General features: G+C 63.5%; 11 protein-coding genes. 7 read left to right on the forward strand and 4 right to left on the reverse strand.

The genetic code is table 11. The features are described 5' to 3' along the window. Positions 1-3: 3 nt before the first annotated feature. Together ACSQ8R_RS19055 and ACSQ8R_RS19060 are read left to right on the forward strand one after the other, a co-directional pair. A complete protein-coding gene (locus ACSQ8R_RS19055) occupies positions 4-987 on the forward strand; it encodes a DUF1839 family protein (RefSeq protein WP_436254813.1) in 984 nt (327 codons plus the stop codon). Then, complete coding sequence (locus ACSQ8R_RS19060; RefSeq protein ID WP_436254814.1) at positions 984-3,446, forward strand: glycosyl hydrolase 2 galactose-binding domain-containing protein; 2,463 nt, start codon at positions 984-986, stop codon at positions 3,444-3,446. The genes ACSQ8R_RS19055 and ACSQ8R_RS19060 overlap by 4 nt, the downstream gene beginning before the upstream one ends. Here ACSQ8R_RS19060 and ACSQ8R_RS19065 read toward each other — a convergent pair. Together ACSQ8R_RS19065 and ACSQ8R_RS19070 are read right to left on the reverse strand one after the other, a co-directional pair. Further along, complete coding sequence (locus ACSQ8R_RS19065; RefSeq protein ID WP_436254815.1) at positions 3,414-5,246, reverse strand: alpha/beta fold hydrolase; 1,833 nt, start codon at positions 5,244-5,246, stop codon at positions 3,414-3,416. The genes ACSQ8R_RS19060 and ACSQ8R_RS19065 overlap by 33 nt on opposite strands. Positions 5,247-5,329: 83 nt before the next feature. Next, positions 5,330-6,379, reverse strand: a complete 1,050-nt coding sequence (locus ACSQ8R_RS19070) for a glycoside hydrolase family 5 protein (RefSeq protein WP_436254816.1) — start codon at positions 6,377-6,379, stop codon at positions 5,330-5,332. A gap of 311 nt (positions 6,380-6,690) precedes the next feature. Here ACSQ8R_RS19070 and purU point away from each other — a divergent pair, with 311 nt between their 5' ends. The 3 genes from purU to ACSQ8R_RS19085 all read left to right on the forward strand — a co-directional run bounded on the left by purU (position 6,691) and on the right by ACSQ8R_RS19085 (position 10,936). Further along, on the forward strand, positions 6,691-7,575 hold the full coding sequence (gene purU / locus ACSQ8R_RS19075) for a formyltetrahydrofolate deformylase (protein ID WP_436254817.1): 885 nt from the start codon (positions 6,691-6,693) through the stop codon (positions 7,573-7,575). A gap of 85 nt (positions 7,576-7,660) precedes the next feature. Then, the gene (locus ACSQ8R_RS19080) at positions 7,661-10,306 is read left to right on the forward strand and encodes an aminotransferase class III-fold pyridoxal phosphate-dependent enzyme (protein WP_436254818.1); all 2,646 of its coding nucleotides are present in this window, start codon (positions 7,661-7,663) and stop codon (positions 10,304-10,306) included. A 432-nt stretch (positions 10,307-10,738) separates the two neighbouring features. Next, entirely contained in the window at positions 10,739-10,936 is a 198-nt protein-coding gene (locus ACSQ8R_RS19085) for a hypothetical protein (protein WP_436254819.1), read from the forward strand. 54 nt (positions 10,937-10,990) lie between these two features. Here ACSQ8R_RS19085 and ACSQ8R_RS19090 read toward each other — a convergent pair whose 3' ends face one another. Both ACSQ8R_RS19090 and ACSQ8R_RS19095 read right to left on the reverse strand, forming a co-directional pair. Next, complete coding sequence (locus tag ACSQ8R_RS19090; protein WP_007765628.1) at positions 10,991-11,227, reverse strand: Lrp/AsnC ligand binding domain-containing protein; 237 nt, start codon at positions 11,225-11,227, stop codon at positions 10,991-10,993. Between the two features lie 53 nt (positions 11,228-11,280). Then, positions 11,281-12,219, reverse strand: a complete 939-nt coding sequence (locus ACSQ8R_RS19095; RefSeq protein WP_436254820.1) for a LysR family transcriptional regulator — start codon at positions 12,217-12,219, stop codon at positions 11,281-11,283. A gap of 98 nt (positions 12,220-12,317) precedes the next feature. Between ACSQ8R_RS19095 and ACSQ8R_RS19100 the strand changes: the two genes are divergently transcribed. Together ACSQ8R_RS19100 and amaB are read left to right on the forward strand one after the other, a co-directional pair. Continuing rightward, positions 12,318-13,601 (forward strand): NAD(P)/FAD-dependent oxidoreductase, encoded by a 1,284-nt coding sequence (locus tag ACSQ8R_RS19100; RefSeq protein ID WP_436254821.1) that lies wholly within the window; start codon positions 12,318-12,320, stop codon positions 13,599-13,601. A gap of 56 nt (positions 13,602-13,657) precedes the next feature. After that, entirely contained in the window at positions 13,658-15,199 is a 1,542-nt protein-coding gene (amaB, locus tag ACSQ8R_RS19105; RefSeq protein WP_436254822.1) for an L-piperidine-6-carboxylate dehydrogenase, read from the forward strand. Position 15,200: the final 1 nt, after the last annotated feature.

A 15,200-nucleotide genomic window follows, 5' to 3' on the forward strand; every position in this document is an offset into this window, starting at 1 on the left:
CCAATGACGGCGGTATTTCCGGCGCTCGATCCGGCGAACTACACGACGCATGCGCTGCATTCGGCCGAGCGCATGTGGCCGGAGACCAATTGTTACGTCGATCTTTGGATCGAGGTGCTTTCGGCACAGGGCCTGCCGCCGGAAGCCATGCTCGGCTTCACCCTGACCCAGGATTTCGAAGGCGACCAGTTCACCTTCTTCAAGGTGCCGCTGGAGGATCTCGAAACCCTGTTCGGCATCCGCGTGACCGAACTGGCGATCTTCGACCGGCCGGAATGGCACGTTGCGGAGCAGATCCGCCGCGGCCGGCTGACGCTGCTCGAACTCGACAGCTTCTATCTCCCCGATACACGCGGCGTCGCCTATCGCCAGGAACATGGCAAGACCACGGTTGCGATCAACCGGCTGGACCTCGAACATCGCGAGCTCGACTATTTCCACAATGGCGGCTTCTTCACCCTGTCCGGCGAAGATTTCGACGGCCTGTTCCAGCTGAACGCGAGCCCGGACGCGCTGCCCTTCCTGCCCTATACCGAGTTCGCCAAGTTCCCCGCCGCCTATCCGGACGCCAGCGACATTCGCGAAACCGCCTGGAAGCTGCTCCGGCATCATTTCGCCCGGCGGCCGCAGGAGAATCCGATCCGGGCGTTTGCAAAGCTCTTCCCGGCGCAGGTGGAGCGGATCGCCGACAGGGATTTCGGCTTCTTCCACAAATACGCGTTCAACACGCTGCGGCAGGCCGGTGCCAATTTCGAGCTGCTGGCGAGCCATCTCGCCTGGCTGAACCACAGGGCGTTCGCCCAGCCCGAACAGCAGGCGCTGAGGATTTCGGAAGTGGCGAAATCCACCCAGTTCCAGCTTGCCCGCGCACTGACCCGCAGGAAGTTCGAACCGCTGGCAACAGCGCTCGATCCGGCGGCCGAAGCCTGGGACCTGCTGATGGGAGACCTGGCCTCGACGCTGGCCCAAGCCCGCGAGGCCGCGTGAGCCTTCTTATCCCTATCGGTTCAGAGACCAGCCTTCTTGCCGAAGGCTGGTCTCTGGCATTGACGGAACCCGGCGCCTACACGCTGCCGTCCGACCTTCCTTCGGGACTGGAATGCCTCCCGGCCAGCGTGCCCGGCACGGTCGCGGCCGCGCTGGAAGCCGCCGGCCGCTTCGACCGCGACAATCCCGGGCCGCTGATCGACAGGGATGCCTGGTATCGCTGCCCGCTTGCCGGTGAAGCGCCCGGACCGGCGATCCTGCGGTTTGCCGGGCTTGCGACTGTGGCCGAGGTGTTTCTGGGCGAGACGCTGATCCTGTCCTCGACAAGCATGTTCGAAAGCCATGATGTCGCGGTGGACCTGACCGGCACCGAAACGCTGTCGATCTGCTTCCGAGCGTTGAAACCGCATCTGGAAAAGCCCGGGCCTCGTGCCCGCTGGCGGCCGCGGCTGATGAACAGCCAAGGTCTCCGCCTGATCCGCACGACCGCGCTCGGCTTCATGCCGGGATGGTGTCCGGAGGTTCATGCGGTGGGACCGTGGCGCCCGGTCTCGGTGATCAGGCCCCCCGCCTCGTCCAGGCCCGCGAGCCACCCTCTCCCGGCGAGGGAGAAGCGGGAGTTCGCGGTTTCGGCCACGCTCGATGAAGGCGGATCAGGCCTTCTCAAGGTCAGTCTTGCCCTTGACGGACCGACACGGGATTTGCGGCTCGTCTGCGACGGCACCGAGGCGCGTTTCGCGAACGACGACGGACGATATTCCGCCGAGCTTCGCCTGTCGGACATAAAACCCTGGTGGCCGCATACCCATGGCGAACCGGCGCTTTACGACGTGACACTCAAGGTCGATGACGAAGAATTCCCACTCGTCCGAACCGGCTTCCGCAGCCTGAAAACCGATCGTGGCGTAGACGGCGACGATTTCGCCATTATCGTCAACGGCGAGAAGATATTCTGCCGCGGCGCCGTCTGGACCTCCGCCGACATCATCAAGCTGCCGGGCGATCGTGCCAGCTACGAGCCGTGGCTGAGGCTCGCGAGAGACGCGGGCATGAACATGATCCGCGTTCCTGGCATCGCCACCTACGAGAGCCCTGAATTTTTCGCGCTGTGCGATGAACTCGGCCTCCTGGTCTGGCAGGATCTTATGTTCGCCAACTTCGATTATCCGGTGGCCGATCCGGATTTCGTGATTCACGTGAAAACGGAAGTCGGGCAATTCCTGGCGGCGACGCAGGCCTCGCCGTCGCTTGCGGTGATTTGCGGCGGCAGCGAAATCTACCAGCAAGGCGCCATGCTGGGCCTGCCGGAGCGCATCTGGAAAGGCCCGCTCTGCGAGGAAATCCTCCATGCCGTGGCCGCCGATTTCCGCCCGGACCTGCCCTATGCGGCAAACTCGCCCTCAGGCGGCGCATTGCCTTTCTATCCGAATGCCGGTGTCGCCCACTATTACGGCGTCGGCGCCTACAAGCGGCCGCTCGAGGATGCGCGGCGCGCGAACATCCGTTTCGCAGCCGAGTGCCTGGCATTCTCGAACCTCTCCTCTTCGGAAACGCTGGCCGGCGGCAAATCCGGAATTCCCCATGATGCCGGGGCGGACTGGGACTTCGAGGACGTTCGCGATCACTATCTCGGCACGCTTTACGATGCCGATCCGCAGATGCTGCGTGCGCAGCGGCCGGAACGATATCTCGCCCTATCCCGCGCCGTGACCGGCGAGGTGATGGAGGCGGCCTTCGCCGAATGGCGCCGGCCTGGCTCGACCTGCAACGGCGCTCTCGCCTTCACCTTCCAGGATGTCATGCCCGGTCCCGGCTGGGGCGTGGTCGGCGTCGACCGCACGCCGAAACCTGCCTGGTTCGCGTTGAAGCGCGCTTTCCGGCCGGTCCAGGCCATATTTGCCGACGAGGGCACCAACGGGCTGGATATCCACCTTCTCAACGAAACGCCCGCCGACCTGCCGGTGGTTCTCGAACTCGCCTGCCTGCGGGACGGCAGGATGGCCGTGGTTTCAGGCCGGCGCGACCTGACGCTCGTTTCCCGCGGCAGCGAGAGCATCGCCTCGACCGATCTGTTCGGCGCCTTCTTCGACACGAACTACGCCTACCGTTTCGGCCCGCCCTCTCACGACGTGACGGTGGCGCGGCTGAAACATGCGCAAACGGCGGAAGTTCTCGCAGAGGCCTTCCATTTCCCGCTCGGGCGCGCCCGCGCTTTCCACGATGCAGAGATCACGGTTTCGGTCGCCGAGAGTGGGGCAGAGTTCTGGCTGGAGCTTTCGACGGACGTCTTTGCACAGTCCGTCAGCATCGAATGTGCGGGTTATCGCCCCTCGGACAACGGATTCCATCTGGCGCCCGGTGCAATCAGGCGCATTCGTCTTGCCGCACTCTCCAAAGCCGCCGGCAGACCCCATGGCACGATCCGCTCACTCGGCGGCGACCGAAGCACCCGTTTTTGAATAGACGTCTTCTTCCAGAGGAACGCGGAAAGCCATTTCTCTCAAGGCCTCCAGATAGACCTTGCGGGCATGCTCCGGCGTCAGGTTGTGATCGGCATCCGGAATGATTGCCGGTGATACATTTGGAAAACGAGCCAGGCCCGACCCATCATGGCCGAAATAGAAATCGTATTGCTCGAGACCGAGGTCGTTCTCGCTGTAGATCAGCGAGATGGGGGTGCCGCGCTGATAGAGGGTGCGGAAAGCGCCGTAGATCGCTCGCCCCTCCGGCAGGAAACCGCGGAAGGCATGCAGGACCTTGCCCTTGATCCGGTTGCCTACACTTTTAGCGATATTGCGGACCGCAGTGACGGTATTGACCTCACCCCTCAGGATGCGCTTGAAGGTTTCGGCCCGCAAGGCCCGCTTGCGGTAGTCCCGCAGGCTGCGCGCGCCGTTAACGATCATGTCCTCGACGGAGCGGCCGGGGCGCCAGCGGAAGACCGCCGGATTGACCGAGACATTGCCGGCTATGCGCGGTTCGACGAGCGATGCCTGGAGGCCGAGATAGGCGCCGCTGCAGCGACCGGCGGTAACCACCGGTGTCAGGCGGCGGGTTTCGAGAAAATCGATCGCTTCCGAGACATCGGCATTCTGGTCCGAATGATAGAGAACCTGATCCGGCCGACCAGGCACCGGCGGGCTGTCGCCGACATTGGCGGTATCGAAACGCAGTGACGGAATGCCCGACCGCGCAAGCGCGCGAGCCAGGGCTACGGTCGCGCGGCCCCAGCCGGCATGCCGGTCATAGGCCGACGTCAGGAAAAGCACCGTCGCGCCGGCGCGGCCGTGCGACGGCTCGCAGAGAACCCCCGAAAGCCGGCTGTTGACACCGAAGCGTACCGGCGTTTCGGTAAACCCGTCGCCGGCAAGAGGCGTGGCAGGCCCTGGGGAACGTGTTGATGCGGAAGCCGGTTCAGACGGCAGTGCCGCGATCCAGTTCGCCAGATTATCGGCAACTGGCAGCGGCATTTTGACGATCACCGGGTTGGAGACGAGCTTGTCGTAGCCTTCGAATGCCTGCTCCGTCACGTCCGCCCCGAGCGCCCGGAGACGCGCGGCAAACTCCTTGTCAGAGGGCCGGTCGGCCCGTCCGACGACCAGAGCGCGTGGCGCGGCCGGCCGGTCGATCATCAGCAGATTGACCTTGCGAACCTCGTCGGCGATTTGGCTGGGCATGGTGAACGAAGCGATGGACACGCCGGACTTGTCGCCCTGCTGATCTGCCAGCCCCAGATTTTCGTCCACTACCCTGGACCAGACTGCGAGCTCGCGGATATGCAGGCGACCGGAAACGACCGGCGCCAGATAGGCGATGGCGGCGAGGTCTTCGATCCTCTCGGCGGCCTCGGTCGCGACGACGGCCCCCATCCCCTGGGAAACGAGGACGATCCGCTCGCAGCCGGAAAGCGCCTTGAGGTGCGTGGCAGCGGAAACGAGGCTGTCGGACCAGACGGAAAGCCCGCCCTCGAAGTCCAGCCCGTCAAGCGCATCGCCGGTGCCGGGATAGTCGAACCGCAGGCTGGCAATGCCGCGATCGGCAAGTTTTTCCGAAATGATGCGCCAGAACTTGCGGGTGCACATTTCCTCCAGTCCCCAGGGGCTGGCAAACAGCACCGCGGCGCCGGAGGGCACGGTTCCCGCCGACGGTGGCGTGAAAAGCCCGACGGTGCCGTCGAACGTCAGCGGCTGCGAAGCCGAGCGTTGAGGCAGGGATGAGGTTTCCCCGGCGGCCGGGGATTTATGTCGAGCGTCCGTCATGGTTCTGCCGGCAGTTTTTTTGATCACTGCGCCAGCAATACCTCCGGCCTTGCTTCCAGGCGCTTAAACTCTCTGGCGCAATTTTATCGATCGCAGCTGGATTGTTCCGAAAAGACGCGGGAGAGAACCTGCATCTGCTGCCGGTCGCCGCTTTTAGTCGGCTGGATGTTGAGCGGCTCGTTCTCCGGCCACCATTCGCCGCCCGCCCAATAGGACCAACCGAGCCAGACATCGGCACCCTGCTCGACCGTGCGGACTATCTCGGCAAGTGCCGGCAGGCAATCCGGGGTGGCTGGGACTGCAAGTTCTCCCAGATATCCGCGCTGTCCGTGTTCCCGAAGCCAGCTGGCCACGTCGCCAATCGCCTTCACGGCATCGGCTGCCCGCGAGCACTCGGCGTTCTTCCCGGAGAAATCCGTGTCGAGGTATTGATGGACCTCATAGGCATAGTTGTTCTGCGGGTCGGAGATCGCGAGCATGGCTGCGGCATTCGGCGTGCCGTAGTCTCCGGCAAGCCAGCTATGGGCACCCGTCCAGGCGGTGCCAGGTACGAGCACGAGATTGGCGGCTCCGGTCTGGCGGATCGCTCCGATCGCGCTGTTGGCGGCGGAAAGCCAGTCTTCGGCCGAAATGCCGTAGGGCTCGTTCATCAAACCGAAGGCAATCCCGTCGATGTCGCCAAAGGCTGCGGCAAGCCGGCGCCAGAAATCGGCGAATGCGCTCTGCGGCACCGTTTCGGAACCGATTAGCTGGCCGCGGAACCGGGCGTAATTGTGGGGATCGAGAATGACGGCCATGCCGCTTCCGCGGATAAGCCGGACGGTATCGCGCAGGCGCCCGAGCTCGGCGGAATCGAGCCCCTTGTAGAGCTGCGGCTGGAGCCTCTCCCAGAGAAACGGCAGGCGTACCGTGTTGAAGCCCTTGCCGGCGAAATAATCGATGGTTTCCCTGGTGGGATAGATATAGCCCTTGCCGTACTCCTCTCCGAGATTGCCGAACTCGGCACCCGCAAGGTTCACGCCGCGCAGGCAGGCGGCCCTTGCCTCGGCCGATCCGGCCGCGACCGCCAACGACACCAGCACGCCCAGCAAACGCGAGACGCCGCGGTCGATTTTTCGGGACCTCTGCTTCAAGTCTTCCTCCAGAGCGAGCCACAACCTGCCATCATAACCTTTAGCAAATGCGAATCGTTGCCCGAAGCGGGTTCCGCGGCGGTGATGCGCGCACCGACGGCGCAAAAGGAACGGAATTTTGGGTGGCTGGCCTTAAGGTCACGGGGTAAGAAACTCACATAGACGGCAAACTAGGCGGGCTGTACACATTCCAGGATCGAATCCGGGGCTCGAAGGGCATTTTCCTATCCTACGGGCAGCTGGATATTGTCCAACACCAAGTTTATGTATACACGGAATGGCCAGCCGATGGCAGAGGAGGGAGAACCTATATGAAGAGCTATGTCCTGACCGTATCCTGCAAGACAACGCGCGGCATTGTCGCGGCGATTTCCGGCTTTCTGGCGGAAAAGGGTTGCAACATCATCGACTCCTCGCAGTTCGATGACCTCGACACGGGCAAGTTCTTCATGCGCGTCAGCTTCCTCTCCGAGGAAGGCGCCGAACGTCCCGTACTGCTCGAGGGCTTCAAGCCGATCGCCGACCGGTTCGAGATGGAATGGGAGATCTTCGACACCGAAGAGCGCATGAAGGTGCTTCTGATGGTGTCGCGTTTCGGCCACTGCCTGAACGACCTGCTCTACCGCTGGAAGATCGGCGCGCTGCCGATCGACATCGTCGGCGTCGTCTCAAACCATTTCGACTACCAGAAACTCGTGGTCAACAACGACATTCCTTTCCACCACATCAAGGTGACGAAGGAAAACAAGCCGCAGGCCGAAGCCCAGCTTCTCGATCTGGTCGAGCAGAGCGGCACCGAACTCATCGTGCTGGCCCGCTACATGCAGGTCCTGTCCGACAATCTCTGCAAGAAGATGTCCGGCAAGATCATCAACATCCATCACTCCTTCCTGCCGAGCTTCAAGGGCGCCAACCCCTACAAGCAGGCCTATACCCGCGGCGTGAAGCTGATCGGCGCGACGGCCCACTACGTCACCGCCGATCTCGACGAAGGTCCGATCATCGAGCAGGACACGGTGCGCATCACCCATGCGCAGTCGGCCGACGACTATGTTTCGCTCGGCCGCGACGTCGAAAGCCAGGTCCTGGCCCGTGCCATCCATGCCCATATCCATCACCGCACCTTCATCAACGGCAACCGCACCGTCGTCTTCCCGCCGAGCCCCGGTTCCTACGCTTCGGAGCGCATGGGCTGAAGCTCGTCAAAAGTCGGTAAAAAGGCCTATGGACGCAGGCTGTTAACGCTCTATCCTCTTCGGAAGCGCCCTTCCGGAGAGGTTCATGTCCGACGTACTGCCAGAACTCATCGAGCCTCCTGCAAATGACCTGTCGATCGACGCGATCGAGGACGTTCTCCGCGACCACTACGGGCTTTCCGGACAGATCTTCCCGATCGAGGGCCGGCAGAACCCTTATTTCCTGATCGACAACGGCCACATGCGCTACCTGCTCAAGGTGGCGCCTGCCGAAGGGCCGGTCGAGGAGATCGAGGCTGAACACGCCTTGATGCGCCATATCCTGCGCAGCCCGGACGGGCCGCGGGTACCCGAGCCGGTGGTGACAAAGGATGGCGGCGATACGCTCGTCCTGCCACTCGGCGGCGAAGACCGGCGTATCCGGCTCCTCACCTTTCTCGATGGCACGGCTCCGCCGAGTGGCGAAAAGCTGCCGGACCGGGCGATGGCGGCCTTCGGGGGGATCTCGGCGGCACTTGCAAAAAGCCTGCTGGATTTCGACCATCCGGTGCTGCGGCGCGAGCCGGAAGGCGACCTGCGCAAGGCCGGCCCGCAGACTGTCACGCTTCTGTCCGCCGTCGCCGACCAGGGGATCCGCGACGTGATCGCCAAGGCGATGGTGACGGCGCTCCGGCGCATCCAGCCGCTCGGCCCGAGCCTCAGGATTGCCGCCGCACATCATAACATCAACGGCGAAACCGTCGTCGGCGAGGATGCGGACGGCACATGGCTGCCGACCGGCGTGACGGACTTCACCGGCATTTCCAACGGCTGGCTGGTCGCCGGTTTCGCCAATACCTGCGCCTACCTGCTCGCGGACCGCGACGGCGATCCTTTCGCGCTGCTGCCGGCGATCCGGGCCTATCACGACATCTACCCGTTCACCTTGAACGAACTCGAGGCGCTGTGGCCGCTGGTCGTCGCCCGAACCGGCATTCTCGCCGCCGAAGCCGAAAGCCGCCACACCGGGTCACCCGATGACCCGCAGGCCGGGGAAGACGCGGAGAAACGCCGCGCCGTGCTGGACGCTGCGGCCTCCGCTTCGCCGGCACAGGTGTTTGCGGCCATCCTTGATACGACGGGGATGGAAAAACCGCTGCCGGAGATCGGCCGGCTCCTGCCCGATATCGACCCGGAGACTTTCCGGCTGGTGGATCTGAGCGTCACCAGTCCGCTTCTTTACGGCGGCAACTGGACCGACGCCGACAACGACTGGAAGCTGCTTGCCCATATCGCCAGGGAAACCGGCCGCGCCAGCACCCGCTACGGCGAATACCGGCTTTCGAAGAGCAGCACCGATCCGCAGCAGGAACCGGAAAGTTTCGCGCTTCACATCGATGCCTGCATACCCGCCCGGATGCCGGCGGTGGCTCCTTTTGCGGGAACGCTGAAAACCGCCGGACCCCGCCTCGTCCTTGTCGGCCGCGACCTGACGCTGCATGTAGAAGGCCTCGAATGCACGCTTGCCGAAGAGACCGAACTCGCCGCGGGCGATCCTCTTGGTGTCATCGCGGGGGCCGAAAATTCCGTCGGCGGCCTGCGCCTCAGGTTCTGCCTCGATCCGGATCTCGTGCCGCCACTCTTCTGCAAGCCCGCAGAGATGGGCACATGGTCGAGATTGTGCCCTTCGCCGTCAGCGCTGCTTGGTATCGACGCGAATGCCCCGGCTCCGGGATATCCCGATCAGCCCGTCCGCGGCTGGAGGGAATACCTCTTCGACGCGACGGGCCGCAGCTCCCTCGATCTCGCGGGCCAAGCGCCGCTGATCGGCCACGGACATCCGCGCCTTGCTGCCGCGGCCTACCGCCAGACCATCCTGCTCGACCGCGTCAGGGGCCGCCCGTCAGAACCGGAAGAGGTTCTGCGCGCGCAATCGGCCGAACTCGCGCCCGAAGGGCTGAGCCATGTCTTTTTTGTCGCCGGCCGCGCGGAGGCGCTGGATCTCGCCATAAGGCTTGCCCGCAACCATACGAAAAAGCGCGGCATCATAGGGCTGCCGGGGCTGCGGATGGTCAGGCGGGATCCCGATTTCTTCGCTGTCCCGTCGATCGGCACCGCTGCGGATATGATCCACGATCTCGACGACGTCGCGGCCGTGCTGGCGGAAGGTTATGGCGACACCGCGAACCTGGACGAGCCTCTGACGGAGCTTCGGCAGAAGGCGGGCCTGCTGATCGTCGACGAGACCGGAACGGGTTATGGCCGCCTCGGCCACCATACATGGGCCTTTTCGCACAGGGGGCTTGCGCCCGACATCGTGTTTGCGGACGGGCCGGACGGCGGCGCTCTGTCGTTTCTCATGACACGGCCCGAGATTGCTGCAAACCTCCCCTCGGACCAGCAGCCGCCGGCGATGTGTCCCGTCAGGGCCGCCTCCGCTCTCGTGGCGCTTGATGTCATCCGGGAGGAGCAGATGCGCGAAAATACGCGCGAGATCGGGACCCACCTGAAGACACGGCTCGAAAGCCTGGCCGAACGTTTTCCTGCGATCACCGCCGTATCGGGGAGCGGGCTGCTGCTGGTCATAGATCTCGCAGCCGAAGCGGCGGACCTCGGCGAACGGCTGCAACCCGGCATTGCAGTGGATACCAGCACGCCCAAACGCCTCGTCCTGCGTCCGCCGCTATGCCTCAGCCGCGAAAGCGCCGACGGGGTGGCGGACCGGATCGAAACGCTGCTCTCGGAAATTTGAGGTGGCCGATCCGGTCGTTACCAGAAATTTTCCACCGTCGATCCTTGCTTGGGTGAAAAAGCCACCTATCTCAGAGCTGACAGGCGGCGGCCGGAAATCGCGAATGAAATTTCACAATTCGGCCTTCTTCCTGTCATCAGTCAGAAAAAAATTCTAGGTAGACTGATTTTCGTTGATCATTTTGTGGGATTCGCCTACAGATGATTTCCGTTCGGCCTGGTGAGTCTGGCCGGTTTTCGCGCAACGCCATGAAGGGAGAGTGACATGTTTAAATTCGTCCGCGTCGCCACCTTTGGTGAGGCCGCGTTCAAAATGAATGGCACGGATCGCCGCTCCCTTCCGTGCTGTCGAATGTAACGCTTCAGTTTAATCGTTCCTGAAAATTTTCATTCGCCGGAGCTGCGTCGCAAGCAGCCATAGCGGGAGTCTGCCATGCAGAAGCAAGTTATCGAATTCGGCGGCGAGCCCGTCGGTATTGTCATTCCTGATGCGGATCGGCTGAAGTTCATCGCCGTGAAATTCCATGTCATCGATCTGGACGAACAGCGTTTCGGTTCCGCCGACGAAGTGCGTCTCGCGATCCGCGAGCTGGTCCGCTCGCGCAATGGCGCCTCGGCGGCGCATGTTTGATATTTTTAAATTCGTATCCAAAAAGCCGCCCCTGTGGCGGCTTTTTTATTGCGTTCAGAACGCAGTGAAGGTCATCGTCGTCAGCGAACGTTCGATGCCCGGGATGGAGGCGATCTTCTCGTTCACGAAGCGGCCGATCTCGTCGTTGTCCTTGATATAGACCTTCAACAGCAGGTCCCAATCGCCGCTGGTCGAATAAAGTTCGGAGGCGAGCTCGGTCTTGTAGATGGCGTCGGCAACCTCGTAGGTCTTGCCGGGCTTGCAGCGGAGCTGGACGAAAATAGGTTTCATGGACGTCTTCCCGTCGGTCGGATCGCCTTCGCGATCATGATGGACATGTCCGACTATTGGCCGATGCCGCCGCCGTTCGCAAGCGTATCTTGGCGATTCTCCGCTTGGTGAATTTCGTCGATGATCCAGTCCCGGAATGCGGCAAGCGGCGGATAGGTGGCCCGGTCGGGCGGATAGGCGAGATGGTATTGCCCGGTCTCCATCCTCTCGGCCTCGACAGCTGGCACCAGCAGGCCCTGTTCCAGCTCCCGGCCGATCAGGAACCGCGGCAGCAGAGCCGCCCCAAGTCCGGCGGTTGCCGCCTCCACCATCGTCATGAATTGATCGAACAGCATGCCGTGCAGTGCGTCGAAAACGATCCGGTTCTTCGAAAACCACAATTCCCATGCATCCGGCCGCGTATTGAGATGCAGGAGCGGAGCCCGGAGCACATCGGCCGGAGTTTGAAGACCATGCTTGACCTTGAAGGCAGGGCTGCAGGCCGGCACGACTTCCTCATCCATGAGAAAGGTGAGCGCTGCGCCCGGCCAGCGGGCAGAGCCGAAATGAATGGCGGCATCCAGCGTATCGAATCGGAAGTCGAAAGGCTCGAGCCGGGTGATCAGATTTACCACCATGCCCGGATGCGCTTCCAGGAAGCGGCCGATGCGCGGGGTAAGCCACCGCGTGCCGAAAAACGGCAGGACCGCAAGGTTCAGCGTGCCGCCGGAGGGATTGGCCCTGAGATTGAGCGACGCATGGGAAATGCGCCTGAGCGCCTCCCGAACTTCACGCGCATAACCGTCGCCGGCAAGCGTCAAGCGGATCGTCTGCCGTTCGCGTAAAAACAGAGCCACGCCGAGCTGTTTTTCGAGTGCCGAAATCTGCCGGCTGACGGCGCTCTGGGTCAGGCCGAGCTCGTTTGCCGCCGCCGTGACGCTGCCGGTGCGCGCCGCCGCCTCGAAGGCCGACAGGAGCGAGAATGATGGAAGGAAACGCCGTGGCGGCAGCATGTCATTCCTCCGGCGAATGACCTGTTGAGAACATGTCGATATTCATCGATAACTGCTCCCTGTAAAGAGTTGGCGATCAACGCTCCCGGACAATCATCATGCTGAACGATCCCCGCTCTCACGGCCTCTGGGAAAAGACCGCGCCCGCCCCGCCGCTCACCACCCGGCTGGAGGAGAGCGTAACCGCCGACGTGGTGATTGTCGGCGGCGGTTATACAGGCCTTTCGGCGGCGCTGCATCTTGCGCAGGCCGGGACGAATGTCGTGCTGCTCGAGGCAGCCGAGATCGGCTTCGGCGGCGCCGGCCGCAATGTCGGTCTCATCAACGCCGGCATGTGGGTCATGCCCGACGATTTTCCGAAGGAACTCGGTCCGGTCCATGGAGAGCGGCTGCTCGATCTGCTCGGCAACGGCCCCCATCTCGTCCGCGAACTGATCGAAAGACACGGCATCGCCTGCGAACTGGAAAAGAGCGGCACGCTGCATTGCGCCGTTGGCCCGGAAGGGCTGAAGGAACTGGAGGAGCGCGCCCGGCAGTGGCAGGCGCGCGGCGCGCCGGTGACTTTGCTCGACGCCGCCGAGACGGAAAGACGTGTCGGTTCCAGCGCCTATGCCGGATCGCTGCTCGACATGCGCGCCGGCACGCTGCAGCCGCTCGCCTATGCGCGTGGTCTTGCCCATGCGGCGGTGAAGGCCGGCGCGAGGCTCCATACCGGCAGCGCGGTTACGGGCACGGGTGAGGCGGATGGCCGAAACCTCGTCAGGACGGCATTCGGCCAGGTTGCCGCCGACTGGGTGATCGTCGCGACCGATGCCTACAGCACCGGCCCCTTCGAACAGGTGCGCCGCGAGCAGGTGCATCTTCCCTATTTCAACCTCGCCACCGCACCCCTCGGCGACAACCTGCGCCGCTCCATCCTTGCCGGGCGCGAAGGCTGCTGGGATACAAAGGAAATCCTCTCCTCCTTCCGCATGGATCAGGCCGGCCGGCTGGTCTTCGGCTCGGTCGGCGCCTTGCGCGGCACGGGTACCGCGATCCATGAAAGCTGGGCGCGGCGCTCGCTGAAGCGCATATTCCCGCAACTCGGCGAGGTGGAATTCGAGGCCGGCTGGTACGGCAAGATCGGCATGACCGACAACGCCTTGCCGCGCCTGCACAAATTCGGACGCAACACGGTCGGTTTTTCGGGGTATAACGGCCGCGGCATCGCACCCGGCACGACGTTCGGCAAGCTGCTTGCCAAGCATATCCTCGGGGAGCTCTCCGAGACCGACCTGCCCCTGCCGTTTTCGAACCCGCAGGAACCGGCCTTCCGCGCCATCAAGGAAGCCTATTACGAGGCGGGCGCGCAGGTCGCCCATTTCGCCGGCGAACGGTTCTGATTGCGAAACCGCCACCGATTTGTAGATTGACGAAAATTACACATCCGGAGACTGACATGACGCTCGCCACTCTCGATCTCGCCGCTGAGGTGAAAAACATCCTGAGCGATCTCGGCGTGAAGGCCGAAAGCTATACCGGCGGCACGCTCGCCGTCCGTTCGCCCATCACCGGCAAAGAGATCGGCAGATTGCCGGAAGAGACGGCCGCAGGCGCCGCCAAGGCGATCGAGGCGGCCCACGCGGCCTTCCTCGAATGGCGGCTGGTGCCGGGCCCGAAGCGTGGCGAACTGATCCGCCTCCTCGGCGAGGAACTGCGCGCAGCCAAGACCGCACTCGGCAGGCTGGTCTCCATCGAAGTCGGCAAGATCACATCCGAGGGCCTTGGCGAAGTGCAGGAAATGATCGACATCTGCGATTTCGCGGTCGGCCTTTCCCGCCAGCTCTACGGCCTGACCATCGCCACCGAACGCGCCGACCATCGGATGATGGAGACCTGGCATCCGCTTGGGGCGATCGGCATCATTTCCGCCTTCAACTTCCCGGTCGCCGTCTGGTCCTGGAATGCGGCGCTCGCCATCGTCTGCGGCAATTCCACCGTCTGGAAGCCGTCGGAAAAGACGCCGCTGACGGCGCTCGCCACCCAGGCGATCTTCGAAAAGGCGCTCGCCCGTTTCGTCGCCGAGGGCGGAAAGGCCCCCAAGAACCTCTCGACCGTCCTGATCGGCGGCCGCGATATCGGCGAAGTCCTGGTCGACCACGACAAGATCCCGCTGGTGTCCGCGACGGGCTCCACGGCCATGGGCCGCGCCGTCGGCCCGCGGCTTGCGTCGCGCTTCGCCCGCTCGCTGCTGGAGCTTGGCGGAAACAATGCCGCGATCGTCGCCCCGACCGCCGATCTCGACCTTACGCTGCGCGGCGTCGCTTTCGCCGCCATGGGTACGGCCGGCCAGCGCTGCACTTCGCTTCGCCGCCTGTTCGTGCATGACAGCGTTTATGAAACACTGGTGCCGCGCCTTGCAAAGGCCTACCAGTCGGTGACGATCGGCAGCCCGCTCGAAAACGGCAACCTCGTCGGCCCGCTGATCGACAAGATGGCCTATGACAAGATGCAAAAGGCGCTGGAAGCCGCCAGGGCCGAAGGCGGCAAGGTGACCGGCGGCGAACGCGTTCACCAGAACGAGGCGGCCGACGCCTATTACGTCCGCCCGGCGATCGTCGAAATGCCGGCCCAGGCAGGTCCGGTCAAGGACGAGACATTCGCGCCGATCCTCTATGTGATGAAATATTCGAGCTTCGACGAGGCGCTGGCTCTCCACAACGACGTGCCGCAGGGCCTTTCCTCCTCGATCTTCACCAACGACATGCGCGAAGCGGAAACGTTCGTCTCCGCCCGCGGCTCGGACTGCGGCATCGCCAACGTCAATATCGGCCCCTCGGGCGCCGAAATCGGCGGCGCATTCGGCGGCGAGAAGGAAACCGGCGGCGGCCGCGAATCGGGCTCCGACGCATGGCGGGTCTACATGCGCCGCGCCACCAACACGCTGAACTACGGCCGCACCCTGCCGCTCGCGCAGGGCGTCAAGTTCGACATCGAGTAAC

The sequence above is a fragment of the Neorhizobium sp. LjRoot104 genome (assembly GCF_964253725.1).
In the GTDB taxonomy this organism is placed as follows: Bacteria; Pseudomonadota; Alphaproteobacteria; order Rhizobiales; family Rhizobiaceae; genus Neorhizobium.